Annotated in this window: 24 protein-coding genes; 13 read left to right on the top strand and 11 right to left on the bottom strand. The window is 68.9% G+C overall.

The genetic code is table 11. The features are described from left to right. The first annotated feature begins 25 nt into the window (after positions 1 to 25). Together hisS and LPH33_RS10790 are read left to right on the top strand one after the other, a co-directional pair. Positions 26 to 1300: a histidine--tRNA ligase gene (gene hisS, locus LPH33_RS10785; protein ID WP_229568001.1), complete on the top strand. Its 1275-nt coding sequence runs from the start codon at positions 26 to 28 to the stop codon at positions 1298 to 1300. Next, positions 1287 to 1931 (top strand): hypothetical protein, encoded by a 645-nt coding sequence (locus LPH33_RS10790; RefSeq protein ID WP_229568003.1) that lies wholly within the window; start codon positions 1287 to 1289, stop codon positions 1929 to 1931. Before hisS ends, LPH33_RS10790 begins: the two co-directional genes overlap by 14 nt. A gap of 27 nt (positions 1932 to 1958) precedes the next feature. Here LPH33_RS10790 and LPH33_RS10795 read toward each other — a convergent pair whose 3' ends face one another. Both LPH33_RS10795 and LPH33_RS10800 read right to left on the bottom strand, forming a co-directional pair. Further along, complete coding sequence (locus tag LPH33_RS10795; RefSeq protein WP_229568004.1) at positions 1959 to 3176, bottom strand: hypothetical protein; 1218 nt, start codon at positions 3174 to 3176, stop codon at positions 1959 to 1961. Continuing rightward, a complete protein-coding gene (locus tag LPH33_RS10800) occupies positions 3176 to 3511 on the bottom strand; it encodes a type VII secretion target (RefSeq protein WP_229568006.1) in 336 nt (111 codons plus the stop codon). Before LPH33_RS10800 ends, LPH33_RS10795 begins: the two co-directional genes overlap by 1 nt. 198 nt (positions 3512 to 3709) lie before the next feature. Between LPH33_RS10800 and LPH33_RS10805 the strand changes: the two genes are divergently transcribed. Further along, positions 3710 to 4738 carry an Rv2578c family radical SAM protein gene (locus LPH33_RS10805; RefSeq protein WP_229568008.1) on the top strand — a complete coding sequence of 343 codons (1029 nt, stop codon included), beginning with the start codon at positions 3710 to 3712 and terminating at the stop codon, positions 4736 to 4738. Positions 4739 to 4758: 20 nt separating this feature from the next. On the opposite strand, the gene LPH33_RS10810 is transcribed toward LPH33_RS10805, so the two are convergent. Both LPH33_RS10810 and LPH33_RS10815 read right to left on the bottom strand, forming a co-directional pair. After that, entirely contained in the window at positions 4759 to 5202 is a 444-nt protein-coding gene (locus LPH33_RS10810; RefSeq protein WP_229568010.1) for an acyl-CoA thioesterase, read from the bottom strand. 108 nt (positions 5203 to 5310) lie between these two features. After that, entirely contained in the window at positions 5311 to 5775 is a 465-nt protein-coding gene (locus LPH33_RS10815; protein WP_016694941.1) for a MarR family winged helix-turn-helix transcriptional regulator, read from the bottom strand. Between the two features lie 92 nt (positions 5776 to 5867). Between LPH33_RS10815 and LPH33_RS10820 the strand changes: the two genes are divergently transcribed. Then, positions 5868 to 6893, top strand: a complete 1026-nt coding sequence (locus tag LPH33_RS10820; protein ID WP_229568011.1) for a pirin family protein — start codon at positions 5868 to 5870, stop codon at positions 6891 to 6893. After that, a complete protein-coding gene (locus tag LPH33_RS10825; RefSeq protein ID WP_229568013.1) occupies positions 6890 to 7669 on the top strand; it encodes a pirin family protein in 780 nt (259 codons plus the stop codon). The genes LPH33_RS10820 and LPH33_RS10825 overlap by 4 nt, the downstream gene beginning before the upstream one ends. A gap of 87 nt (positions 7670 to 7756) precedes the next feature. Here LPH33_RS10825 and LPH33_RS10830 read toward each other — a convergent pair whose 3' ends face one another. Together LPH33_RS10830 and LPH33_RS10835 are read right to left on the bottom strand one after the other, a co-directional pair. After that, positions 7757 to 8770, bottom strand: a complete 1014-nt coding sequence (locus LPH33_RS10830; protein ID WP_229568015.1) for a hemolysin family protein — start codon at positions 8768 to 8770, stop codon at positions 7757 to 7759. Then, a complete protein-coding gene (locus tag LPH33_RS10835; RefSeq protein ID WP_145691725.1) occupies positions 8763 to 10130 on the bottom strand; it encodes a hemolysin family protein in 1368 nt (455 codons plus the stop codon). The genes LPH33_RS10830 and LPH33_RS10835 overlap by 8 nt, the downstream gene beginning before the upstream one ends. Positions 10131 to 10559: 429 nt before the next feature. On the opposite strand from LPH33_RS10835, the gene LPH33_RS26825 reads away from it, so the two are divergent. Together LPH33_RS26825 and LPH33_RS10840 are read left to right on the top strand one after the other, a co-directional pair. Beyond that, positions 10560 to 10682 (top strand): hypothetical protein, encoded by a 123-nt coding sequence (locus LPH33_RS26825; protein WP_016691628.1) that lies wholly within the window; start codon positions 10560 to 10562, stop codon positions 10680 to 10682. A 267-nt stretch (positions 10683 to 10949) separates the two neighbouring features. Beyond that, on the top strand, positions 10950 to 11384 hold the full coding sequence (locus LPH33_RS10840; protein ID WP_016691629.1) for a DUF4383 domain-containing protein: 435 nt from the start codon (positions 10950 to 10952) through the stop codon (positions 11382 to 11384). A 46-nt stretch (positions 11385 to 11430) separates the two neighbouring features. On the opposite strand, the gene LPH33_RS10845 is transcribed toward LPH33_RS10840, so the two are convergent. Continuing rightward, positions 11431 to 13191: a RecQ family ATP-dependent DNA helicase gene (locus tag LPH33_RS10845; protein WP_016691630.1), complete on the bottom strand. Its 1761-nt coding sequence runs from the start codon at positions 13189 to 13191 to the stop codon at positions 11431 to 11433. A 162-nt stretch (positions 13192 to 13353) separates the two neighbouring features. Between LPH33_RS10845 and LPH33_RS10850 the strand changes: the two genes are divergently transcribed. Next, positions 13354 to 14145 (top strand): SDR family NAD(P)-dependent oxidoreductase, encoded by a 792-nt coding sequence (locus LPH33_RS10850; protein WP_016691631.1) that lies wholly within the window; start codon positions 13354 to 13356, stop codon positions 14143 to 14145. 19 nt (positions 14146 to 14164) lie between these two features. Here LPH33_RS10850 and LPH33_RS10855 read toward each other — a convergent pair whose 3' ends face one another. Next, positions 14165 to 14773, bottom strand: a complete 609-nt coding sequence (locus LPH33_RS10855; protein ID WP_016691632.1) for a hypothetical protein — start codon at positions 14771 to 14773, stop codon at positions 14165 to 14167. Between the two features lie 32 nt (positions 14774 to 14805). Continuing rightward, positions 14806 to 15267, bottom strand: a complete 462-nt coding sequence (locus tag LPH33_RS10860) for a hypothetical protein (protein WP_229568016.1) — start codon at positions 15265 to 15267, stop codon at positions 14806 to 14808. A 154-nt stretch (positions 15268 to 15421) separates the two neighbouring features. Here LPH33_RS10860 and LPH33_RS10865 point away from each other — a divergent pair, with 154 nt between their 5' ends. Further along, a complete protein-coding gene (locus LPH33_RS10865) occupies positions 15422 to 15721 on the top strand; it encodes a protease inhibitor I42 family protein (RefSeq protein WP_016691636.1) in 300 nt (99 codons plus the stop codon). A gap of 130 nt (positions 15722 to 15851) precedes the next feature. On the opposite strand, the gene LPH33_RS10870 is transcribed toward LPH33_RS10865, so the two are convergent. Beyond that, a complete protein-coding gene (locus LPH33_RS10870) occupies positions 15852 to 16769 on the bottom strand; it encodes a neutral zinc metallopeptidase (RefSeq protein ID WP_016691637.1) in 918 nt (305 codons plus the stop codon). A 139-nt stretch (positions 16770 to 16908) separates the two neighbouring features. Here LPH33_RS10870 and aspS point away from each other — a divergent pair, with 139 nt between their 5' ends. The 3 genes from aspS (at position 16909) to LPH33_RS10885 (ending at position 20514) form a co-directional block, all read left to right on the top strand. Beyond that, complete coding sequence (aspS, locus tag LPH33_RS10875; RefSeq protein ID WP_016691638.1) at positions 16909 to 18696, top strand: aspartate--tRNA ligase; 1788 nt, start codon at positions 16909 to 16911, stop codon at positions 18694 to 18696. Between the two features lie 180 nt (positions 18697 to 18876). Then, complete coding sequence (locus LPH33_RS10880) at positions 18877 to 19146, top strand: DUF4235 domain-containing protein (RefSeq protein WP_229568017.1); 270 nt, start codon at positions 18877 to 18879, stop codon at positions 19144 to 19146. 204 nt (positions 19147 to 19350) lie between these two features. Then, positions 19351 to 20514 (top strand): hypothetical protein, encoded by a 1164-nt coding sequence (locus tag LPH33_RS10885; RefSeq protein WP_060653204.1) that lies wholly within the window; start codon positions 19351 to 19353, stop codon positions 20512 to 20514. A 31-nt stretch (positions 20515 to 20545) separates the two neighbouring features. Here LPH33_RS10885 and LPH33_RS10890 read toward each other — a convergent pair whose 3' ends face one another. Next, complete coding sequence (locus tag LPH33_RS10890) at positions 20546 to 22183, bottom strand: alkaline phosphatase D family protein (RefSeq protein ID WP_229568018.1); 1638 nt, start codon at positions 22181 to 22183, stop codon at positions 20546 to 20548. Positions 22184 to 22278: 95 nt separating this feature from the next. Between LPH33_RS10890 and LPH33_RS10895 the strand changes: the two genes are divergently transcribed. After that, positions 22279 to 23691 carry a replication-associated recombination protein A gene (locus LPH33_RS10895; protein WP_160874992.1) on the top strand — a complete coding sequence of 471 codons (1413 nt, stop codon included), beginning with the start codon at positions 22279 to 22281 and terminating at the stop codon, positions 23689 to 23691. Positions 23692 to 23821 lie beyond the last annotated feature (130 nt).

The raw sequence follows: 23821 nt of genomic DNA on the forward strand, positions 1-23821 counted from the left end.
AGAATCCCGAGAGAAGGCAGTACCAGTGAGCAAGGCCTCCACGTTTTCGGCGCCGAAGGGTGTGCCCGATTACTTTCCCCCGCAGTCGGCGGAGTTCGTGGCGGTACGGGACGGTCTGACCCGTGCCGCACGCCTGGCGGGGTACGGGCACGTCGAGCTGCCCATCTTCGAGGACACCGGCCTGTTCGCTCGCGGCGTCGGCGAATCCACCGACGTCGTCACGAAGGAGATGTACACCTTCGCCGATCGCGGTGAGCGCTCGGTCACGCTGCGTCCCGAGGGCACCGCGGGCGTGATGCGCGCAGTGATCGAGCACGGCCTCGACCGTGGTCAGCTCCCCGTGAAGCTGTCCTATTCCGGACCGTTCTTCCGCTACGAGCGCCCCCAGGCGGGTCGCTACCGTCAGCTCCAGCAGGTCGGCGTCGAGGCGATCGGCATCGACGATCCCGCGCTCGACGCCGAGGTCATCGCGGTCGCCGACGCAGGATTCCGGTCGCTCGGACTCGACGGATTCCGCCTCGAGATCACGTCCCTCGGCGACGAGACCTGCCGCCCGCAGTACCGGGAGAAGCTGCAGCAGTTCCTGTTCGCGCTCCCGCTCGACGAGGAGACGCGCCGCCGCGCCGAGATCAACCCGCTGCGCGTGCTCGACGACAAGCGCCCGGAGGTCCGCGAGATGACCGCCGACGCACCGTTGATGCTCGACCATCTCTCGGACACCGCTCGCGCGCACTTCGACGAGGTGCTCGCGCACCTCGATGCGATCGGCGTTCCGTACGTCGTCAATCCGCGCATGGTGCGCGGCCTCGACTACTACACGAAGACCACCTTCGAGTTCGTCCACGACGGGCTCGGCGCCCAGTCCGGCATCGGTGGTGGTGGTCGCTACGACGGGCTCATGGAACAGCTCGGCGGCCAGCCGCTCTCGGGCATCGGATTCGGGATCGGCGTCGACCGCACGGTTCTCGCGCTCGCCGCCGAGGGCAAGACCGCCGGCAGTCCCGCGCGGTGCGAGGTCTACGGGGTGCCGATGGGCGACGCGGCCAAGGCCGCGCTCGTGCCCATCGCGCACAAGCTGCGCGCCGCGGGTGTCCGCGTCGACCTCGCCTACGGTGGCCGCGGCCTCAAGGGCGCCATGAAGGCGGCCGACAAGTCCGGTGCCGTCGTCGCCCTCGTGCTCGGCGACCGCGAACTCGAGGCGGGCGAGATCGTCGTCAAGGATCTGCGCAACGGCGAGCAGCACAGCGTTGCACTCACGGACGTCGTCGCCCGTGTGGGTGAGGTCGTTGCCGGCGCATGACGACCGGGACGGTGCCGCCGTCCCGCTCGATCTGATCCCGTCCCGGCTGCTCAGGCCACGCGCCCGCAGGATCGCGCTGCTCGCACTCGCCGTCGGCGTCGTCCTCGGCATTCTCGTCTGGATCGTCGCGCCCGGCTGGGTCGCGCTGCTCGTCGGGGCCGTCTTCGCGGTGCCGCCGGCCGTCGGTGCGTTCCTGGCGACGCGTCGGCACCTGCTGCTGCGCGGCACCGTCGTCACCCTGTCGGGGGCGTTCCGGTCGCGCAGTGTCGATCTCGCGCGACTCGCCGGGGTCGAACTGATCGTCCGGGTGGGCGGCGTGTCGCAGGCCGTCGTGCGCGTCAACGACGGCGAGCACAATCTCGTGTCGGTCCCGCTCGCCCTGTACGCCGACGGCGGCGGCCGCGAACTCGACGTGCTTGCCCTGCGAAAGCTCGCGGATGCGCTCGCCACCAGCGAGATCGCACCGGCGGCGGCGATCTCGTCGGTGCTCGTCGAACAGTTGCGGGCCGAAGCCCGCGACGCCGCGCTCGGTGAACGCCCGCTCTACCGGGCGATCGAACTCGCGCGCGGCGCCGGCCGGGTGCCGCAGACGACGCTGACCGACCACGAAGTGGCCTCCCTCGTCGACTGACAGGGTCGTCCGATCGACGAGTAATGCTCAGCGTTCGTCGTGCGAACCGATCACCGCGGGAACGACCAACGGCAGTTCGCCGACGACCTCGGTGCCCTCCGCGGCGGCACTCAGCAGACGGGTGGGGGAGCGGTGCTCCTCGTCGTCGGATCCGCGGCCCGAGCTCGCGGGGACCATCCCGCCGGTCGAGGGTGCCCTTCCCATCGCGCTCGCGCCGGTCGTGGCCGGCGAACCCCCGCCCGAGCCCGGGGCGGTCGGAATCGGAGCGGCGGCAGGCACACCCGCAGTTCCGAACGCGGCCCCCGCGGTGCCGTGACCGGCGACCACTCCGGCCGACATCGTTCCGGCCGATCCCGCGACCGCCGCGCCGACGGTCGGAACCGCCGCGTGTGCGGTGGGCACGGTCGCCGCGTAGGCGGTGGGAGTGGTCGCGGCGTGCGCGGCGGCCGTGAACGGCGCTGCGACACTCGACGCGACATCGGTTGCGGCCGTGGCGACCGTGCGCATCTCCTGCACCCCGGCCACGGCCACCGGCGCGGGCACGGGAATCGGCGTGGTCAGCGCCGTCATTGCGGCGGTGTGGACCGTGAGCTCGCCGCGGGTACGCGCGACGACGGCCAGGGCAGCCTGGAGATGCTGCGCGGCGGACGCCAACAGAGCGGCCTGGCCCGGCGGCGTCGCGAGAGCAGGCGCGGCCGCCATCGCCGTGGCCACGAACGACTGTGCGATGCCGGTCAATTCGATGTTGCCGCGTTCGACGGTCGCAGTGGCGGCGCGGGTGACGTCGCCGATCCGGTCGCCGCGGTCGGCCAGTTCGAGGGCCGACTGTTGTGCGCGCACACCGTGACCTGCGGCCTCGTCGGCCGTCACCCCCTCCCACGACTCCGGAAGTGCGTGCAGCGCACTGCGTCCGAGCATCGTGGCGGTCTCGAGCAGACGCGACCCCTGCTGCAGGATCGCCGACGGATCGAGCGAGTCGAGGATGCCGGTGCCGAACATCGAGCAGAGTTCGGTGAGCGGCCGCACGATCGTCTCGAGATCGGGCAGCACCGGCACCGGAATCGATTCGAGCAGCTCGACGATCGAATTCGCCTCGAGGACGGGCAGACCCGGCTCGGGAAGAACGGGTTCCGGAAGTACCGGCAGCGGCGCGTCGAGGACCGGTCCGATCGGCGACGCGCGGAGAGCGTCGAGAACGGTCGGTGACGCGGCGGGTGTTGCGGTGTCGATGACCGATCCCTGCATCACAGTCCTCCCGCAGCGTGGGCCAGCGCCGAAGCCGTTCCGGTGTCGGTCGTTTCGTAACCGGTGGCCGCCTCGTGTGCTGCGATGCCGTTGGACGCGTAGGCCCACGACAGTTGCGCGACGGCACGGGTGTGCTCGGACTGGGCCGCGGCGAACACCGCGAGGAACTCTCCGCCGATGAGTCCCAGAGCCGGGCTCAACGCGGAGATGTTGGCCTGCAGATCGAACGTCCCCGCCTGCGCCACCTGCTCGGCCGCACGAAGATTCGTGGACCCGAACGCTCGAATACCGTCGGGCACCACCCGGATTCCGGCACCGGGAAACAGACCGCTCATCGAACCCCCCATCGAAGATCAGTGTGGCGAGCACTGTAACTCGAGCGCGCCGGGCGAGCCACCGGACCCTCGGCCGCCTGTGGATGAACCGGCGGGAACGCCGATGTATTCGTTGCACAGCGAGTGCGCCCCGTCCGATCGACCACGATGTCGAACGATCTGTTGACAGCGAATAGCACACATGTTCGACTGGAGGGCATGCGGTGGGCGGGCCAGACTGTGGATGCGGACGACGGAGCTCTGCCGGGCCTCGAACGAGCCGGCCTCGTCCGTAGTGTCCGCACACCGGAGTTCGAGGGCGTCACCTTCCACGAGGTGCTGTGCAAGAGCGCGCTGAACAGGACGCCGGAGGCCTCCCGGTTGCCGTTCCGGTACACCGTCAACACCTTCCGGGGCTGCACCCACGCCTGCCGGTACTGCTTCGCCCGGCCCACGCACGAGTACCTCGATCTCGACGCCGGGCACGACTTCGACTCGCAACTGGTCGTCAAGACCAACGTCGCCGCCGTCCTGCGCCGCGAACTCGCGCGACGATCCTGGACCCGGGAACACGTGGCGCTCGGCACCAACACCGATCCGTACCAACGGGCAGAGGGGCGCTACCGGCTGATGCCCGGAGTCATCCGGGCGTTCGCCGAATCCGGCACCCCCTTCTCCATTCTCACGAAGGGCACGCTGCTGCGCCGCGATCTCCCGCTGCTGTCGCTGGCAGCCGGTCAGGTCGACGTGTCGGTCGCGGTGTCGCTCCCCATCGGCGATCCCGAACTGGCCGCGCACATCGAACCGGGCACGCCGTCACCGAAGGCCCGTCTCGATCTCGTGAAGGCGATCGCCGACGCCGGATTGTCGTGCCACGTCATGGTCGCTCCGGTGCTGCCCTTCCTCACCGACTCGCGACAGCACCTCGACACGCTCTTCGGTTCCCTCGCCGCCGCCGGCGCGTCGGGGGTCACCGTGATACCGCTGCACCTGCGCGGCTCGACCCGCGGGTGGTTCCTGTCGTGGCTCGCGCAGGAGCATCCTGCCCTCATGCGACGCTATCGCCGCCTCTACGGACGGGGCGCCTACGTTGCTCCGGAGTACTCGCAGTGGTTGGGGGAGCGGGTCGCGCCCCTGCTCGAACGTCACCGCCTCGGGGTCCGGGCGTCCGGTCGGCGCGAGGAGAAGGGTGCGCTGCGCACCGACGAACACGTCCCCGAACCCGAGGCGGCGCCCACCCTGTTCTGAGGCGGTTCGTGGGCGGCGCGTCAGTCGCGGTATGCGAGCCGGAACTTCTCGAACGCCACGCGCGATGCTTCGGGGATCGGTTGTGAGCCGCCTTCGGCGGCGGTGCCGACGTCCACCGAGTCGGCGAGCGCGACGCACCGGCCGTGCTGGAACAGGGCCGAGCCGATCACCACCGACGACGTCCCGATGCGGTGGACACCGGTGGCGATGACGATGTCGTGCGGATAGAACACCTCGGCCAGGAAGTTGATCTCGATCTTCGCGAGTACCGCACGCTCGAAGGGGTGGGTACCGCCCAGGGTCGACGACACGGCCTCCATGACGAGGACGCGGGCCTGCTCGAAGTAGCGGGCGATCGAGACGTTGTTGATGTGCCCGAGCGCGTCGGTGTCGCCGAACAGGGGCGTGATCGTGCGCTGCAACGGATACAGGTCGAGCGAGGTGCGTCGCGGGTCGTACCGCATGGGAGGTACCGCCTTCGAGATGGTGACTGTGACCCGGTCAACATATCCGTGACCGGGCCGGCGTCCCCCTTCGGAGGCGCGGGCGGTGTTCGTCCCGGGGTGGACGGCCTACCGTCTACCGTCGATCATGCGATCGCGCATGCGGGTGAAGGCCTCGGCCATGGAGGTGACGTCATCGGGCGAGAGCAGGTCGAACATGTTCTCGCGGACCGCCTCGACGTGGCCCGGACCCGCCTCGGCGAGTCTCGCGTAGCCGACGTCCGTCAGTTCGGCCCACGCGCCACGTCGGTCGGATTCGCACTCCACGCGCCGGACCCACCCCGCATTCTCCATGCGGGAAACGGCGCGGGTGATGCCGCTGCGGGTCGTGGTGCTCGCGTCGGCGAGGTCGCGCATGCGCATCCGGCGGTCGGGTGCCTCGGACAGCAGGACCAGGATCTCGAAGTCGGTGAAGGAGATGTCGGAGTCCCGCAGCAGCTGCTTGTCGAGATTCTGGAACAGCAGACGCGTCGCATCGAGATAGGCGCGCCACAGGCGCTGTTCGTCGTCGCCGAGCCACTTCGCTTCTCCCATGACCTCCAGTGTACCCGTGTTAGTTGACTGCGCAATCAAATGTGACACACTGGAAGCGTCGACCGACGGACCACCGAGAGGAGTCGAGCGGCATGAGCAACACCGACACCCGTCCCGAGGAGATCCGCTGCCGGACGGAGGACCTCCCGATTCGCGACCCGCTCCGCCCCCGCGTGGAGATCATCACCTCGCGTGAGGTCCCGCTCGGCGGCCCCCGGGCCATGCCCGTCCGCCGCACGCTCCCGCAACGGCAACGTTCGCTGATCGGTGCGTGGTGCTTCGTCGACCACTACGGTCCCGACGACGTCTCCCGCACCGGCGGCATGGACGTCGCACCGCACCCCCACACCGGGCTCCAGACGGTGTCGTGGCTGTTCACCGGGGAGATCGAACACCGCGACAGTCACGGCGTGCACGCGATGGTCCGGCCGGGGGAGTTGAACCTCATGACCGGAGGCCACGGGATCTGCCACTCGGAGGTCTCCACCGCCGCGACCACGACGCTGCACGGTGTCCAGCTGTGGGTGGCCCTGCCCGACGCGCATCGCGATGCGCCCCGCGACTTCCAGCACCACGTGCCGCCGGTCGTCCGGGTGCCCGGCGCCGACGTCAAGGTCTTCCTCGGTTCGCTCGCCGGCCAGGAGTCGCCCGTGACGACGTACACCCCGCTGCTCGGCGCGGAGATCGTCCTGGACCCCGCAGCGAGTATCACCCTCGACGTCGACCCGTCGTTCGAACACGGGGTGCTCGTCGACACCGGTACGGTCGCACTGTTCGGCACCGTGCTCACCCGTGCCGCGCTCGGCTACACCGAAACCGGCGTGCCGGCCCTCGAACTGACCAACACCACCGACGAACCCGCACGTATCGTCCTCCTCGGCGGAACACCCTTCGGCGAGGAGATCGTCATGTGGTGGAACTTCGTCGGGCGCGACCACGACGAGATCGTCGCCTACCGGGACGCCTGGGAACGCGGCTCCGATCGGTTCGGCAGCGTCTCCGGCTACACCGGCAAGGTCGAGCGTCTCCCGGCACCGCCCCTGCCCCAGGCGCGTATCCGCCCCCGCCGCAATCCACCCACCGCAGATCCGAACTGCCCGACACAGGACCCCGCATGAGCACCGCACCGATTCTCGACGTCCGCCGCGCGAACGACCGCCTCCATACGAAGATCGACTGGCTCGACTCGAGGCACTCCTTCTCGTTCGGCCACCACTATGATCCCGACAACACGCATTTCGGGATGCTGATGGTCAACAACGACGACATCGTCCGTCCGGGAAGCGGTTTCGACACCCACCCGCACCGCGACATGGAGATCGTCACCTGGGTGCTCCGCGGATCGCTCGTGCACCAGGACTCGACGGGGCATTCCGGGGTGATCTACCCGGGTCTCGCGCAGCGCATGAGCGCGGGCTCCGGGATCCTCCACTCCGAGAAGAACGACTCGTGGCGTTATCCCGGTGCCACCGCGTCGTATGCCGCCGAGCACGACGAACCGGTACGGTTCGTGCAGATGTGGGTGCTGCCGGACGAAGCCGGGATCGAGCCGGGATACGAACAACTCGAGATCGACGACGAACTGCTCTCCGGCGGTCTCGTGCCGGTCGCATCCGGAATGGACGCCTACGCCGACCATTCCGCCATCCGCATCCGCAACAGATATGCCGCCATGCACGTCGCGCGGATGCGTCCGGATCGCCCCGTGACGCTGCCGGACGCACCCTTCGTGCACCTCTTCGTCGCCCGGGGCGAAGCCGCACTCGAGGGAGCCGGACCTCTCGCCGAAGGAGACGCGGTGCGGATCGCCGGAGGTGGCGGTCGAGCGCTCACCACGGCGACCGGCGCCGAGATCATCGTCTGGGAGATGCACGCCGCACTCGGACATTCCTGAACACCGGCACTGCCGACCGCTCCGGCGGACCGGAAACGGCAACAGGCCCGCCCCGCAGATCCGGGACGGGCCTGTCGCCGTCGTGGGTCAGTTCGCGGCGCCGCTCATCGGCAGCAACCGGGCCAGGACGTCCGACAGGGTGATCAACCCGACGATCCGTCCGTTCTCGGTGACGGTGACCAGATGGTTCCTGGTCTCCCGCATCGTCGTGAGCGCCTCGTAGACCGGCGTCACGGCGTCGATCGTCAGCGCGGGGCGCATCAGTTCGGCCGCCGTGGTTCCGGGTGCGGCCTGGAGACTGTCACGTACGTGCACGACACCGTCCACGTGCCCGTTGGCGCGTACGAGCAGCCGGAGATGCCCCGTGCGATGAGCCGTCTCACGGATCTCGTCGGCCGTCGAGGTCGGCTTCACACTGCTCGGCTCCGCCTGCGGCGTGACGATCTCGCCGAGCGTGAGCGTCTCGAGCTCCAGCGCGCTGCTCAGGTGCCCGTGATAGCGCTCGTCGAGCGTGCCGACGGTGGCCGAGTGCTCGACCAGATGGCGGAGTGCATCGGGATCCTGACCTTCGGCGACCTGATCCACGGGATCCACGCCGACCTTCCGCAGGCACCAGTTCGCCATGTGGTTCAACCGGACGAGCAACGGCCGGGTCACCCACATGAACGCCCGCATCGGCAGCGCCAGCATCGTGGCGGACTTCTCCGGGTGGGCGATCGCCCACGACTTCGGTGCCATCTCGCCGACGACGAGGTGCAGGAACGTCACGATGATCAGCGCAAGGACGAAGCCGGCGACATCCGCGAGCCACAGCGGCGCGCCCCAGTTCTCGAACAAGGGCGTGAGCCAGTGGTGCACTGCGGGTTTCGTCGTCGCACCCAGTGCGAGCGTGCACACCGTGATACCGAGCTGGGATCCTGCGAGCAGCACCGACAGTTCGGACGCGCTGCGCAGGGCGGCGCGCGCCGAGCGGCTCGACGGCGCTGCGTCCTCGAGCCGGTGTCGTCGCGCCGCGATGAGCGCGAACTCGACCGCGACGAAGAACGCGCTGGCGGCGATCAGGCCGATCGTCACCACCGCGACGACCACAGGGTTACTCATTGCCGGTCACCTCGTCCGTCAGAACGGTCACGCGCACGGACGACGGCACGTGCTTGTCGATGTCGCGTACCTCGGCCACCAGGGTCCTGTGGATCGGGCCGTCCTCGTTCAACAGTTCGGCCGGATCCGGATCCAGCGTGATCCGGACGGTGTCCCCCACCTCGGGCAGGCCGCCGAACTCGGTGATGACCAGACCCGCGAGCGTCTCGTAGTCGCCCTCGGGCAGTTCGTGGTCGAGGGTGCGGGCCACCTCGTCGATGTGTGCGTCGCCGCGGACGATCCAGCCGTCGCCCTCGGGACGGATGACCTCGACGGCCATCGCGGGATCGTGCTCGTCGGCGATCTCGCCGACCAGTTCCTCCGCGATGTCCTCGAGCGTGACGACGCCGGCGAAACCGCCGTACTCGTCGATCACCAGTGCCATCTCGTCGTCGGCCCGGGCCAGTTCGGTGAGGACTTCCGGTAGTGCCAGCGTGGCCGGCACGATCACGGGCGGTCGGCAGACCGTCGCGGCCGTGCCCGTCGGGGTGTCGAGGCCGAGGAGGTCGTGCAGATGCACGACCCCGCGCAGATCGTCGGACGAGGTGCCCACCACGGGGTAGCGGGTGTGCCCCTCGCTCATCTTGTCGAGGATCATGGCGACCGGCTCGTCCAGCTCGACGACGTCGACCCGCGACCGCGGGATCATCGCGTGTTCGGCGGTCCGGGTCGGGAACTCGAGGATCCGGTCGAGGAGGGTGGACAGCTCCGGCGGAAGTTCGCCGGTCTCGCGGGACGCGGCCACGATGTGTTCGAGGTCGCGCGGTGTCGCGGAGTGCTCGACGTCGTGCACCGGCTCGATGCGCAGGGCTCGCAGCAGGAGATTCGACGACGCGTCGAACAGTTTGATCAGCCATCCGAAGACGGCGAGATAGGCGCTCGTCGACAGGGCGAGGCGGCGTGCGACCGGTTCGGGACGGGCGATGGCGAGGTTCTTCGGTACCAGCTCACCGAAGACCATCTGGACCACCGTCGAGAAGAGCACGGCCAGCACGGTGCCGACGGCGACACCCACGGCGGTGGGGATGCCCACACCGCCCAGCAGTTCGCCGAGGCCGCTACCGATCAGCGGTTCCGCGACGTAACCGACGAGCAGGCCGGTGACGGTGATGCCGAGCTGAGCGCCCGAGAGCATGAACGAGGTGCGGCGGGTGACCGCCAGTGCGCGGGCCGCAGCCGAGTCACCGCCTTCGGCGCGGGCCTTCAGACGGGAGCGGTCGACGGCCATGTACGCGAATTCCTGCGCGACGAAGTAGCCGGTCAGTGCAGTGATGGCGAGAACGACAAGAATGCCGGCCGCGATTCCGAGGGCGGTCAGCACTTCGGGGACCGGGCTCGGGTGACGAGCAGAGCGTCACATCTGGGCGGGACGGGTCTTCGAGGTTTTCGCTTGGGGCGTTTCATGACTCCCTCTGGGTCGGGTGGGGCTGACGGATGCATTCACAGGATAGGACGAACGGACGGGGGTGGAAGTTCCACCATCCGGGTGGAGGTATGGTCACAAAGCGATCTTGTAATCCCCGGATTATCATCCGAATGGACCGGATTGTCCGACGCGGGTATTTCCGAGCGATTACGACATTTCTGACCGATTTTCTCGAATATTTCGACGTTTGTGCTGGTAGGGACATTTTGTGGCCCGGATTACAAATCTAAGTGCTGCGCGGACGTGGAATGCAGGTAACAATTGGATCGCGTGTCGACGCGCGTCGTCACAACTTCGTTGTTGTTCCATTGATGGGAGAAGCCCGTGCCTGCACTCGAGTTCCTTGTCGACCTCTTCGGTAACCTCGCCGACCTGTTCGACGTGCTGAACTTCTTCACCGGTTCCGCTGATGCGGCCGGCGATGCGTTCGGCAGCAGCCAGGCCTGAGCCTCGCAGACTCGAAGGCCCGTGGGTTGATCCCGCGGGCCTTCGTCGTGTCCGGAGATGGTCGTCTCCGTCCGGCCAGGGGGAGCGGAGTGCCGCACCGTTTCCGACCCCCGTTCTCGATCCCGTCCCGACCACAGAAACCGACGTTTGGGTTCGTTTCGCCAGGGCTAACCGGTGGATGTAATTCGGACCACTCAACCCAAACGGACGTTCGGTGAGAGGACGCGAAAGATGACATCTCGAACACCAAGCCCCGGCCGCGGCTCGATGACGGCAACGCCGGTGCAGACCGCGGCGCTCGTGGTGGGCGCGGTCTTCCTCCTGGTGGGCATCCTCGGTTTCATCCCGGGTGTCACGTCGGACTACGACCAGCTCTCGGGTGCAGGCCACCATTCCGAGGCTCTGCTGTTGGGGATCTTCCAGGTCTCCATCCTCCACAACATCGTGCACCTGCTCTTCGGTGTCCTGGGACTCGCTGCAGCCCGGGATGCAGCCATGGCCCGCAGTTTCCTCATCATCGGCGGTGCGATCTACCTGGTGCTGTGGATCTACGGTCTGATCATCGACAAGGACAGCAGCGCCAACTTCGTGCCCTTGAACACCGCGGACGACTGGCTCCACTTCGTCCTCGGCCTGGGCATGATCGCTCTCGGCGTGCTTCTCACACGCACGCGAACGGCCCCGGGTACGGCTCGCCCCTGACCCGAGCCCGCCCCTCCCGACGTCGGGATCCGGAAGAACCCGTGGTTCACGCCACGGGTTCTTCCATGTGGGCAGGCAGAGTGTCGGTGTGGGTCTCGTCGGGGCGACCGGCATCGTCGACCGTCAGCACCCCCGACTCGGCGATCGCCTCGAGCGACAGCGTCCGGTAGCCCTCGCTGTCGAACAGGACGGTGACGCGATCGTGCTCGCAGGTCATCACCACTCCCGGTCCCCACTCGGCATGCACCACGCGAGTGTTCGGGGCGAACGCCGACGTCTCGCAGTCCACCTGCGCCGTCTCGGTGCCCGGAAGCACGGATACCGTTGCGGCCTCGTCGGACGCGCCGTCCCGGCAGGTGTCGCACCGGCCGCAGGGGTCGGACAGCGCCTCGCCGAAGTATCCGAGCAGGAACCGGCGGCGGCATCCGCGGGTCTCGGCGTATCCGCGCATCATCTCGACCCGCGACCGGTCCAGTCGTTCACCCGAGGCAGCCGTCTCGCGTGCGCGCTCGACCGCCTTCCGTCGTGGGATGTCGGCGGCGGAGAGTCCGCGCCGGCCGGAGACGAGAGCCCCGCATCGCTCGAGCAGGTTCACCGCGTTGGACAGTCTCCGGCCCCGCACGTCGAGTTCGGTACGCAGCCGTCCGAGCTTCATCGGCGACGCGGAGCGGACCGCCGAGAACACCTGGCCGATCAGCTCCTCGTCGGGGTTGTGGGTGGTGAAGAAGGTCGCGAGCGACAGATCCTCGGGACGGTAGAACATCAGGACGGTGGCCGGCTCCCCGTCGCGTCCGGCGCGCCCGATCTGCTGGTAGTAGGAATCGACCGAGTCGGGTACCGAGGCGTGCACGACGAAACGCACATCCGGCTTGTCGATACCCATGCCGAAGGCGGAGGTCGCCACCACGACATCGCAGCGACCGTCGAGGAATCCGAGGTGGACGTCCTCGCGCTCGGCCGCGCGCATCCCGGCGTGATAAGGGCACGCATCGATCCCGCGTTCGCGCAGGGCCTCGGCGTACCGCTCGGTGTCCTTGCGGGTCGCGGCGTACAGGATGCCCGGACCGGACAGGGACGCCACTGCTTCGACGACGGCGCGTCGCTTCTCGCCGTCGTCGGTGTGTCTGCGCACCTCGATGTCGAGGTTCGGCCGGTCGAAACCTCCGGCGACGACGAGCGGATCCCGCATGCGCAACGCCTCGACGATGTCCTCGCGGACCGGGGGTGAGGCGGTCGCGGTGAGTGCGACGACGGGTGGTCGGCCGAGAGCCTCGGCCACGTCTCCCAGGCGCAGATATTCGGGCCGGAAGTCGTGCCCCCACATGGCGACGCAGTGCGCTTCGTCGACGACGAGGAGCGAGACCTCCACGCTCCTCAGGCGCTCCAGGACCTCGTCCTTGGCGAGCTGTTCGGGAGCGAGGAAGACGTAGTCGGCGTCGTGTTCGAGCACGGCCTGCCAGTTCGCCTCGTTCTCCGACTCGCGCTGGCGCGAATTGATCGCGACCGCCTCGGGCGCCTCCGAGTGGTCCAGACCGGCGATCTGATCGTTCTGCAACGCGATCAAGGGGGAGACGACGACCGTCACCCCCGGTAGCAGCAGTGAGGGCACCTGATAGATCGCGGACTTCCCGGAGCCGGTGGCCATCACGGCCAGGACGTCGCGTCCGTCGAGCAGCGGAACCATCGCGTCCAACTGTTCGGGACGCAGCGTGTCCCAGCCGAACACCTTCTGCGCCGCGGCGCACAGTTCCTCGCGGGCATCCTCCGATGCTCTGTCGGACGACGGCCGATATGTCTTGTGCTGCAAGTGGACTCCAGGAATCGGAAGGGACTGCCCGTGACGGGGCGAGCGCAGGATGTCTCCCGCATACCCGACGACGTGCCCGACCCAAACGGTTGCGAGCTCCCGGTGCCGTGTCGAGCCGACGGGGTGTGGGTACCCGCGAGCCATACGTGCCGAGGAGGAGATATGAACGACGCTCGACCTCTCGCTCTGGTGACCGGAGCATCGCGAGGCATAGGCCGGGAGCTGGCGGCCCTGTTCGCGGCCGACGGATACGACCTCGTGCTCGCGGCGAGATCGGACACTCTGGACGAGGTCGCTGCCGACCTGCGGACGTCCGGTGCGGAGGTGATGTCGGTCCACGCGGATCTGAGGACTCCGGAAGGGGTCCGGGCGGTGCACGAGGCGGCGACGGCCGGAGGTCGCGTCCCGGCGGCGGCTGCGCTCAACGCCGGTGTCGGGATCGGCGGGGCGTTCGTCGACGCAGAGCTCGAGGACGTTCTCTCGATCGTCGACGTCAACGTGCGCTCGACGGTGCATCTGGCGCATCTGTTGCTGAACGACATGCTGCGGGTGGGTTCGGGCCGGATGCTCGTCACCTCGTCGGTCGTGTCGAAGATGCCCGGCCCGTACCAGGCCGTGTACAACGCATCCAAGGCCTTCGTGCAGTCCTTCACCGACGGCGTCCGCAAGGAACTCGACGGCAGCGGGGTCACGCTCACGGCCATGCTGCCCGGGGCCACGGACACCCACTTCTTCGCACGTGCCGGGATGCTCGACACGATCCTCGGGAAGGCGCCCAAGGACGATCCCGCCCACGTCGCGCGCGACGGCTATGCCGCTCTGATGCGCAGCGAGGCGAACGTGGTGCCCGGGTCCGTGCTCGCGAAGTCGATGGCGGTCTTCGGCACGGTGGCGCCCGACGCGGTGACCTCGGCCGTCCACCGGGTCCTGGCCAAGCCTCGATCGGGGCGATGATCCGCGACGGCAGGAGCGCTCAGGCCGATCGCGTCCGCACTGCCGGGCGGGTGGGGTGGTCGTAGCGCACCAGGACGTCCGCGTCCGTCTCGTCGTGTTCGAGCACCGCGTCGATCGTCCAGTGATCCTCGGCGCGCGTGCGCCTTTCGAGTGCGCCCCGGGACATCGTCAGGACGACGGTGACGTCGAAGTCGAGACCACGGCCGAGGAGCATGGGGCCGGCGACGACGAGGATCTGGTCCTCCGCCGCTCGCCGAGGGCGTTCGCGCGCAGAACGATCGGTGCGCTCGTCCCACAGACGCGGAAGCCACCGCTGGTGTTCGCGTACCGCGCGGAGCACCTCCCGGTCGACCGCGGCGTAGTCGAACCAGTCGTGGCGGTAGCTGTACGGATCGGTCCGCCCGTGCTCGAGCCGGAGCGACGCGGGCCGGACGAAATCGTGGAGATCGACGACGTCCGCCGCGCGGCCCCGCGTTCTCAGTTCCATCGCGACATGCTGCGCGAACTCCACCGGATCCGCCGCGTCCGGTGCGTTCACGGCGACACACACGCGTCCGGTGAGCGCTGCGGCGCGATCGGCGACGGAGATCGTGAGTATCTCGGGGGTCAGGGGAGTGAAGGCGGCCATCGCTCGCCGTCACTCCCTTCCGGGGGTGGACGTCACCAGGGCGGTGTGTCGTTCCCCTCCGGTACCGGTGTGTCGAGAAGCCGATCGAGCCAGAGCACCGCCTCGACCAGCGCTTCCATCTGCGACGCCCAGTCCATCGCGAAGACCACTTCGTCGAGGTCGCTGCGGGCTGCGATCGAGTCGCCGGCGAGCGCGTCGACGACCGCCTTCATCACGGTGCTCTCCGGCTGCGGAAGTTCCTCCGGCCGGACGTGACGGCCGCTCTCGGTCCGGATGGTCAGTTCGAAGCTCTCGTCGCCCCGCACCTGCGGACCGATCTTGTCGACGACGACGTCGGCGATCGTCGAGACCGTCCACCTCAGCACGCCCCCGTAGAGCGGGGGAGTGATCTGTGACGGCGAGTCCGAACCGGCGCTCGACACCAGCGCCGCGACCTCTTCGGTCAGTTCGCTGTAGCCGTTCTCGTGTGCCAGAGCGAGAAGGCGTCCTCCCATCACCGCGTCGCTGCGTGTGATTCCGGCTCGTTCCTCGTGCATGGAGAACGAATGCCCCGTTTTGTGTCCCATCACACATCGCTGCCGCCACCAGTGCACGAGCGTCATCGTCGCGAGAGTGAGGGGAATCACATTCGCGGGCTATCCTGAGGTCATGAAGCACATCGCCACTGGTCCGAAGGATGTCACTGTCGGTGTCGGGGACATGATCGAGCTGCATCTTCCCGAGAACACCTCCCGGGACTACTGCTGGTCGACGTCGAGGGTCGGAGAGGGGCTCGTCCTTCGCGACATCCGATTCGTGCCGTCGAAGAACCCGTTGCCGGGAGGGACCGGCGAGCGGGTCTTCTTCTTCAAGGCGCGCCGCGCCGGCACCTGGCCCATCTCCCTGCGCATGCGGAAGCATGCCGATCTCGTCGCCGACCGCGCGAACATGACCGTCACCGTCGCGTGACGGTGTCCGGAGGCGCACGGACTCAGCGCAGTGCCGGAGGCGCACGGACTCAGCGCAGTGCCGGAGGCGCACGGACTCAGCGCAGTGCCGGAGGCGCACGGACTCAGCGCAGTGCCGGAGGCGCACGGACTCAGCGCAGTACAGGCGGGTTGTCGAGATCGCGTGCCGAGTAGGTGTCGCACGCGTCGACCCGGCCGGTGCGGTAGCCGGCCAGGAACCATGCCTGACGCTGCTCGGACGACCCGTGCGTCCAGCCCTCCGGGTTCACCCGGCCGGTGGCGGCCCGCTGGATCCGGTCGTCGCCGACGGCCGATGCTGCCGACAGTGCGTCGCGGATGTCGGTGTCGGTGAGCGGCACGAGGAAGGGCTCGCCGGTGGTCGGTTCGGGCAGCTTGTCGGCGTGGTAGGCCCACACCCCGGCGTAGCAGTCGGCCTGCAGTTCCGTACGGACGGCGCCGGATTCGGGGCCGCGCGGATCGGCCTGCGCGCGACCGAGATCGCCGAGCTGGTTCTGCAGGTGGTGCCCGAACTCGTGGGCGACGACGTATTCCTGCGCGAGCGGACCGCCGCTGGCGCCGAATCGCGTCTCGAGTTCGTCGAAGAAGCTGGTGTCGAAGTAGGCGGTCCGGTCCGCCGGGCAGTAGAAGGGCCCGATGTCGCTGGTGGCGTTGCCGCACCCGGTGGACGTGGCCGAGGTGAAGATCTCGACCTCCGGCTGCACGTAGGCCACGCCGGTCTGCGTCCCGAACTGCTGCTCCCACACGGAGTCGAGCGACCCGACGGTGTAGAGCACCCGGCAGTCGACGTTCTCGTTCGCGGCGCTGCCGCCGACCTCGCACTGTTCGAGTGCGCTCTCGGCCTGCGGATCGCCGGAGGTGTCGGGCACTCCCGAGCCGAGCAGCGAGGACGGATCGCCGCCGAACAGCAGCGCCAGGATGATGACGATCAGGCCACCGGCCCCGCCACCGAGAGCGAGCTTTCCACCGCGCCCACCGCCGCCGGTACGGACCCGGCCCGCATCCATGCGTGCACCTTCTCTGAACGTCATCGCCGCCGCTTTCTCCTGTGTTCGTCGGATTCGGACAAGCTTGGCACGAACTATTCGGTACGGGTGCGCTCGGGCCGATCGTGTCTTTCGTAGGATTACAGCCGACGAACCCGTCGCTGATCGTTTCGAAAGGAATTCCGTGCTGCGCACCCATCTCGCCGGCTCGTTGCGAGCCGAGCACGCCGAGCAGACAGTCACCCTCACCGGTTGGGTTGCCCGGCGACGCGATCACGGCGGGGTCATCTTCATCGACCTGCGCGACGCCTCGGGTGTATCGCAGGTGGTCTTCCGCAGCGCCGGCGTCCTCGAGCAGGCGCACCGGCTCCGCGCGGAGTACTGCGTCCGGATCACCGGCAAGGTGGACATCCGCCCCGAGGGCAACCAGAACTTCGAGATCCCGACCGGTGCGATCGAGGTCGACGCCTCCGAGCTCGTGGTTCTCAACGAGGCCGCCCCGCTGCCGTTCCAGCTCGACGACCAGGTCGGCGAGGAAGCGCGCCTGAAGTACCGCTACCTGGATCTGCGTCGCGAGAAGCCCGGCAAGACCATCCGTCTGCGCAGCAAGGTCAACGCTGCGGCCCGCGCGGTGCTCGCCCACCACGAGTTCGTGGAGGTCGAGACTCCGACCCTCACCCGCTCGACGCCGGAGGGCGCGCGCGACTTCCTGGTCCCGGCCCGTCTGCAGCCCGGCAACTTCTACGCTCTGCCGCAGTCCCCGCAGCTGTTCAAGCAGCTGCTCATGGTCGGTGGCATCGAGCGCTACTACCAGATCGCCCGCTGCTACCGCGACGAGGACTTCCGCGCCGACCGTCAGCCCGAGTTCACCCAGCTCGACATCGAGATGGCGTTCGTCAACCAGGACGACGTGATCCTCCTCGCCGAGGAGGTGCTGCACGCGCTGTGGCGTCTGGTGGGCTACGAACTCGAGACCCCGATCCCGCGGATGACCTACGCCGAGGCCATGCGCCGCTTCGGCACCGACAAGCCGGATCTGCGTTTCGGCATCGAACTCGTGGAGTGCAAGGAGTTCTTCAAGGACACCACCTTCCGTGTCTTCCAGGCCGAGTACGTCGGTGCCGTGGTCATGCCCGGTGGTGCGAGCCAGCCGCGTCGTCAGCTCGACGCGTGGCAGGAGTGGGCCAAGCAGCGCGGTGCCAAGGGCCTCGCCTATGTGCTCGTCGGTGAGGACGGCACGTTGAGCGGTCCGGTCGCCAAGAACCTCACCGACGCCGAGCGCGAGGGCCTCGCCGCGCACGTGGGCGCGAACCCTGGTGACTGCATCTTCTTCGCCGCCGGTCCGACCAAGCAGATGCGCGCCCTGCTCGGTGCGGCCCGCGACGAGATCGCCCGCAAGCTCGATCTGATCGATCCGAACGCCTGGGCGTTCGTGTGGGTGGTCGACGCCCCGCTGTTCGAGCCGGCGGCCGACGCGACCGCGAGTGGCGATGTCGCCCTCGGTCACTCGGCGTGGACCGCGGTGCACCACGCGTTCACCTCGCCCAAGCCCGAGTACATCGACACCTTCGACACCGATCCGGGTTCGGCGCTGGCGTACGCCTACGACATCGTCTGCAACGGCAACGAGATCGGTGGCGGCTCGATCCGTATCCACCGCCCCGACATCCAGGAGCGGGTGTTCAAGGTGATGGGCATCTCGGAGGAGGAGGCGAACGAGAAGTTCGGCTTCCTGCTCGAGGCGTTCAAGTACGGCGCGCCCCCGCACGGCGGCATCGCCTTCGGCTGGGACCGCATCACTGCGCTGCTCGCCGGGGTGGACTCGATCCGCGAGGTCATCGCGTTCCCCAAGTCCGGTGGCGGTGTCGATCCGCTGACCGATGCTCCCGGCCCGATCACGCCGGAGCAGCGCAAGGAGACGGGCATCGACTTCGTGCCCGAACCCGAGACCGAGGGCACCGACAAGGCCTGATCACCCGTAGCTGTCGATGGCGCGGTGTCGCCCGTCTCCGGACGGGGCGCCGCGCCGTCGTGTGTGCCGTCCGGCGGTGTTCCCGGGTGAGGTTCGTGGGCCCGATGAGGTTTGTGAGGATCGAGCCCGGGTACTCCGTCGGTCCGGCGCCAACGGTGGCGACGGATCGAGGAGGTATCCATGGCCGACGCACGCGTGATCTTCTACAAGCCGCTCGCTCTCACAGCCAGTGTGGGAGGCGGCATCCTCGCCGGAGCCGTCTTCAACCAGGTGTGGAAGAAGGTCGGCGGCAGTGACGAACGGCCCGAACCCCAGGATCTGTCGCAGCGCACCCGGGACGTGCTGATCGCGGCTGCCCTCCAGGGTCTGATCTTCGGTGTCGTGAAGGCTGCGGTGGACCGCGGTACGGCCCGTGGTTTTCAGAAGGTGACACACGTTTCACCCGAATGATCATGACGTGTCCCGATCGTGATCGGTGCCCGAAGCGCGGAGTTGCCGGGGCGCGGACGGGGACACGCCCGCATGAACAGCGATTTTCCCTCGCAAAGCAGACAATAGCGACCTGGTGGGCCGGGCGCGGGTGAGAAAGGTCCTGCTCGATCCGAGCATTGTGGACGACCTCGTCGTGACCGGGAACCTGTAGATTGGGCAGTGATGACCGCAACATTGGCAGACCCCGTGTCCGAGGTGGTTCACGCCGCCGAAGCGCTGCTCACCCGCCGTACCGGCGCCACGGTGACCCTGACCGATCCCGTGGATCTCGGGGGCAGTGGCCGCTCGGTGGTCGTACGGGTACGAGTGGCCGCCAATCCGTTCTCGCTCCCGCGCACCCTCGTCCTCAAGCAGGTACCGCCCTCGCGTGGCACCGGCCACGTCGACTTCCGCGGTTCCGAGACGGACGAGCAGATCGCCTTCCTCCGCGAGGCGGTCTCCTACCAGTTCACGACGGCCCTGGCGAAGGATCACCGTCCGGGCGCCGAACTGCTCGCCTACGACTTCGACGCCCGCCTGCTGGTCCTCAGCGACCTCGGCGACGCGACCACGCTGTCGGAGGTGCTGCGCAACAGTTCCGAGGCCGCCGGGAACACCCTGATGGCCCTGGCCCAGGCACTCGGGCGCATGCATGCCGCGACCGTCGGCCGCGAGGAGGACTTCGCGGCGCTGCTCCGTCGCGCCGACGTCGCGCGGGTCGCCGACGCCGTGTCCCAGCAGGCTCTCGACGCCGTGCGGGGCGTGCCCGAGCTCCTCGAGGCCGACTTCGGTCTGTCGGTGCCCGAGTCGGTACGCGAGCGTGCCGAGCGGGCGTCCAAGCTCTTCACCGGCGGTCGTTTCCGGGCCTTCAGCCCGTCCGACCTGTGCCCCGACAACATCGTGGTCGGCGACGAGGGTGTGCAGTTCCTCGACTACGAATGGGGCGGCTTCCGCGACGCGACCCTCGACATCGCGTACGCACTCAGCTCCTTCCCGCTGTGCCTGTGCTCGGTGCCGTTGTCCGTCGATCGCATCCGTGCGATGGCCGACGCGTGGCGCGCCGAGGTCGTCGCCATGTGGCCGCAGCTGGCCTACGACGAGGTACTCGAGGAGCGGCTGCTCGACGCACTGCTCGCGTGCATCTGGCTGAGCACGCACCTGTTCCTGCCCGAGGACCATGCCCGGATCGCCTCGGTACGCGAACACGGGTTGTCGGTGCCGCGCATCCCCGCGCTCCGCGCCCGCTGGTCGCTGCTCGCCGAGTTCGCCACCGCGACAGGCCACGACGACGTCGCCGCCCACGCCCGCGACGTGCTCGCCCACCTCGAGGACCGCGCCGCCGGTTAGCGCGGTCGATCCGGCAGGCGCCGACCGGCGTCTACACCAGCGGAGCGGCGGGCTCGATCCTCGTCGCGCCGTCGGCTACCCGGTATCCCGCGACGCGACGCGCGGCCGTGTTCGGATCCGTGCGGTCGCCGATGAAGAACCACTCCATCTGTGTCGCCTCGGGAGTCACGTCGAGTACGCCGTAACCGTGCGAATCCAGTTCGACGAACCGCACGTGCCGGTTGGCCGCGGTCGCCGTCGCCTCCAGCGCGGGAGACAGGCTACGCGGGGGCACACCGAGCAACTCGTCCATGTTCGCCGACGTCACCGACGGAACCACGAACTCCGTGGCGACGGTGCCCGCACCCGGATAGTCGGCGGCGTCCACCGGGACGTCCATCGCCCAGGAGGTGTGGATGTCGCCGGTGAGGAAGACGACGTTGCGCAGTCCCGCCGCCGTGATGGTGTCCATCAACCGCCGGCGGTCGGCGGTGTAGCCGTCCCACTGATCGGTGTTGAAGGGCACACCTCCGGCCGGCACTCCGACGAGTTCGGTCAGTGCTCCGGTGGTCCGCGGATCGAGGGGCGGCAACACGATCGGCGAGAACATCACCGAATTGCCGATCAACTGCCATCGGGTGGGGGAGGTCGTCAGGCCGGCGGTGAGCCACTCCATCTGGTCCCGTCCGGTCATCGTGCGACCCGGATCGTCGACCTGCCGTCCGGCTGCGAGGACCTGCCGGGAACGGTAGCTCCGCAGATCCAGCATCGACAGTTCGGCGAGCCGTCCGTACCGCAGACGCCGGTAGAGTCGGCCGCCGTTCGGACGCACCGGCATCCACTCGTCGTAGGCCTGCACCGATGCGGCCTTGCGGGAGGCCCAGTCGCCCTCGACGAGCGGATCGTGGTTCTCCGCCCCTCCCGCCCACGCGTCGTTCGCCGCCTCGTGGTCGTCCCAGATCACGATCCACGGCACCTTTGCGTGCAGCGCCTGCAGGTTCGGGTCGGTCTTGTACTGCGCGTGCCGGATGCGGTAGTCGGCGAGACTCACGATCTCGTGGGCGGGCTCGTGCGTCCGGACGCCCCGGCCGCCGGCGACGGGGAACTTCCCCGCCGCGTATTCGTACAGATAGTCGCCGAGGTGCATCACGGCGTCGAGATCGTCGCGTGCGGCGAGGTGGCGGTAGGAGGAGAAGAAGCCGCCCTCCCAGTCGGCGCACGACACGACCCCGAAGCGCAGGCGTCCGACCGCAGCGTCGTGCGAGGGGGCGGTGGACGTCCTGCCGGTCGGGGAGACGGCACCGCCGGCGCGGAATCGATAGAAGTAGGTCGTTCCCGGTGCGAGCCCACGAGCGTCGACCTTGACCGTGTGGTCGGAGACGGAACTCGCCGTCGCGGTCCCGCTAGCGACCACCGCGTCGAAGCTGCTGCTGCGGGCGAGCTCCCAGGTGACCGGGACGTCCGGTCCCGCACCCGAGCCGGGTGTCGCCTCCGGCGAGGGTGTCACCCGCGTCCACAGGATCACCGCGTCGGGCAACGGATCTCCCGACGCGACGCCGTGCGCGAAGACGGCGGGAGATGCCTGCGCGTGCTGCGTGGTCGAGGCGAAGGCCGCAACACCGGCGGCGAGGATCGACGACCGGAGCACGGCGCGGCGGGACACATGATCGGCGGACGGTGTCGTGGCCACGACCAAGATCCGACCACACGGTCGGTCATCCGTCCATACGAACGACGAACACCGCCGTCGACCGGGCGTCGGCGCGAGCTTGTAGCGTCGGATGTGTGAGTGATCTTTTCGGGGCGAACGACCCGTCTGCCGAACCGGACGCCCTGTTCGAGGCGCCACGCGAACCGGAACCCGAGGACGAACCGCAGGTCCGCCGGCAACCCGTCGCGGCCGGCGGCGCGAACGCGCCCCTCGCTGCGCGCATGCGACCGGCGAGTCTCGACGAGGTGGTCGGACAACAGCACCTGCTCGAACCGGGAGCGCCGCTGCGGCGGCTCGTCGAGGGATCGGGTGCGGCCTCCGTCGTGCTCTACGGTCCGCCCGGTACCGGGAAGACGACCCTGGCCTCGCTGATCTCCGGGGCCACCGGACGCCGGTTCGAAGCGTTGTCCGCCCTGTCGGCGGGCGTCAAGGACGTGCGTGCCGTCATCGATCTGGCACGCCGGCGCCTCACCCACGGCGAACAGACCGTGCTGTTCATCGACGAGGTCCACCGCTTCTCGAAGACCCAGCAGGACGCGCTGCTCGCCGCGGTCGAGAACCGCATCGTGCTGCTCGTCGCCGCGACGACCGAGAACCCGTCGTTCTCGGTGGTCGCCCCGCTGCTGTCGCGCTCGCTGGTGCTCCAGTTGCAGCCGCTCGGGCCGGACGACATCCGGGCCCTGCTCGAACGCGCGCGCACCGACGCCCGTGGACTCGCCGGTGCGGTCGAGATCGACGACGACGCCCTCGACCACCTCGTCCGGCTCGCCGGCGGCGACGCCCGCCGCGCCCTGACGGCGCTCGAGGCCTCCGCCGACACCGCGCTCGCCGTCTCCGGTGGCGACGCGGCCGTCATCGACCTCGCGACCGTGGAGTCGAGCATCGACGAGGCCGCCGTCCGCTACGACCGCGACGGCGACCAGCACTTCGACGTCGCGAGCGCCTTCATCAAGTCGCTGCGCGGCTCCGACGTCGACGCGGCCCTGCACTATCTGGCACGGATGATCGTCGCGGGGGAGGACCCGCGCTTCATCGCCCGTCGCCTGATGATCCAGGCCAGCGAGGAGGTGGGCATGGCCGATCCCACCGCTCTGCAGACGGCGGTCGCCGCTGCGCAGGTCGTGCAGCAGGTCGGGATGCCCGAAGCCCAGCTCGCACTCGCCCAGGCCACCATCCACATCGCCACCGCCCCCAAGTCGGGATCGGTCACCGCCGCCCTCGGCGCCGCGATCGCCGACGTGAGGGCCGGCAAGGCCGGTCCGGTACCCGCGCACCTGCGCGACGGGCACTACCAGGGCGCGCAGAAGCTCGGCAACGCGATCGGCTACAAGTTCCCGCACGCGCACCCGGACGGCGTGCTCGCGCAGCAGTACGCCCCGGACGAGCTGGTCGGCGTCGACTACTACGAGCCGACCGGCCGCGGCGTGGAGCGGGAGCTGTCGGCCCGCCTGCCCAAGCTGCGCCGCATCGTGCGCGGTGAGCGGTGACGCCGAGTACTCACGGCGCCGTACCGAGGCCACTTCGGGCGGCGCGATAAGCTGAAGAACGGCCGATCGACAGGATCGACCGCCCGTCCCGGGTAGTTCACACCATCGCCAGACCACAAAGGACCATCGA

Source organism: Rhodococcus sp. RDE2 (genome assembly GCF_020885655.1).
Taxonomy (GTDB): domain Bacteria; phylum Actinomycetota; class Actinomycetes; order Mycobacteriales; family Mycobacteriaceae; genus Rhodococcus; species Rhodococcus pyridinivorans.

What these genes read in the sequence shown, in the direction of transcription:
- LPH33_RS10885 (WP_060653204.1), top strand. Translation starts at nt 19,351, where the DNA reads ATGACCGCAACATTGGCAGACCCCGTGTCCGAGGTGGTTCACGCCGCC.
- LPH33_RS10880 (WP_229568017.1), top strand. Translation starts at nt 18,877, where the DNA reads ATGGCCGACGCACGCGTGATCTTCTACAAGCCGCTCGCTCTCACAGCC.
- LPH33_RS10800 (WP_229568006.1), bottom strand. Translation starts at nt 3,511, where the DNA reads ATGAGCGGTCTGTTTCCCGGTGCCGGAATCCGGGTGGTGCCCGACGGT.
- LPH33_RS10860 (WP_229568016.1), bottom strand. Translation starts at nt 15,267, where the DNA reads ATGGGAGGACGCCTTCTCGCTCTGGCACACGAGAACGGCTACAGCGAA.
- LPH33_RS10805 (WP_229568008.1), top strand. Translation starts at nt 3,710, where the DNA reads ATGCGGTGGGCGGGCCAGACTGTGGATGCGGACGACGGAGCTCTGCCG.
- LPH33_RS10820 (WP_229568011.1), top strand. Translation starts at nt 5,868, where the DNA reads ATGAGCAACACCGACACCCGTCCCGAGGAGATCCGCTGCCGGACGGAG.
- LPH33_RS10825 (WP_229568013.1), top strand. Translation starts at nt 6,890, where the DNA reads ATGAGCACCGCACCGATTCTCGACGTCCGCCGCGCGAACGACCGCCTC.
- LPH33_RS10840 (WP_016691629.1), top strand. Translation starts at nt 10,950, where the DNA reads ATGACGGCAACGCCGGTGCAGACCGCGGCGCTCGTGGTGGGCGCGGTC.
- LPH33_RS10850 (WP_016691631.1), top strand. Translation starts at nt 13,354, where the DNA reads ATGAACGACGCTCGACCTCTCGCTCTGGTGACCGGAGCATCGCGAGGC.
- LPH33_RS10830 (WP_229568015.1), bottom strand. Translation starts at nt 8,770, where the DNA reads ATGAGTAACCCTGTGGTCGTCGCGGTGGTGACGATCGGCCTGATCGCC.
- LPH33_RS10865 (WP_016691636.1), top strand. Translation starts at nt 15,422, where the DNA reads ATGAAGCACATCGCCACTGGTCCGAAGGATGTCACTGTCGGTGTCGGG.
- LPH33_RS10810 (WP_229568010.1), bottom strand. Translation starts at nt 5,202, where the DNA reads ATGCGGTACGACCCGCGACGCACCTCGCTCGACCTGTATCCGTTGCAG.
- LPH33_RS10870 (WP_016691637.1), bottom strand. Translation starts at nt 16,769, where the DNA reads ATGACGTTCAGAGAAGGTGCACGCATGGATGCGGGCCGGGTCCGTACC.
- LPH33_RS10795 (WP_229568004.1), bottom strand. Translation starts at nt 3,176, where the DNA reads ATGCAGGGATCGGTCATCGACACCGCAACACCCGCCGCGTCACCGACC.
- LPH33_RS10815 (WP_016694941.1), bottom strand. Translation starts at nt 5,775, where the DNA reads ATGGGAGAAGCGAAGTGGCTCGGCGACGACGAACAGCGCCTGTGGCGC.
- LPH33_RS10855 (WP_016691632.1), bottom strand. Translation starts at nt 14,773, where the DNA reads ATGGCCGCCTTCACTCCCCTGACCCCCGAGATACTCACGATCTCCGTC.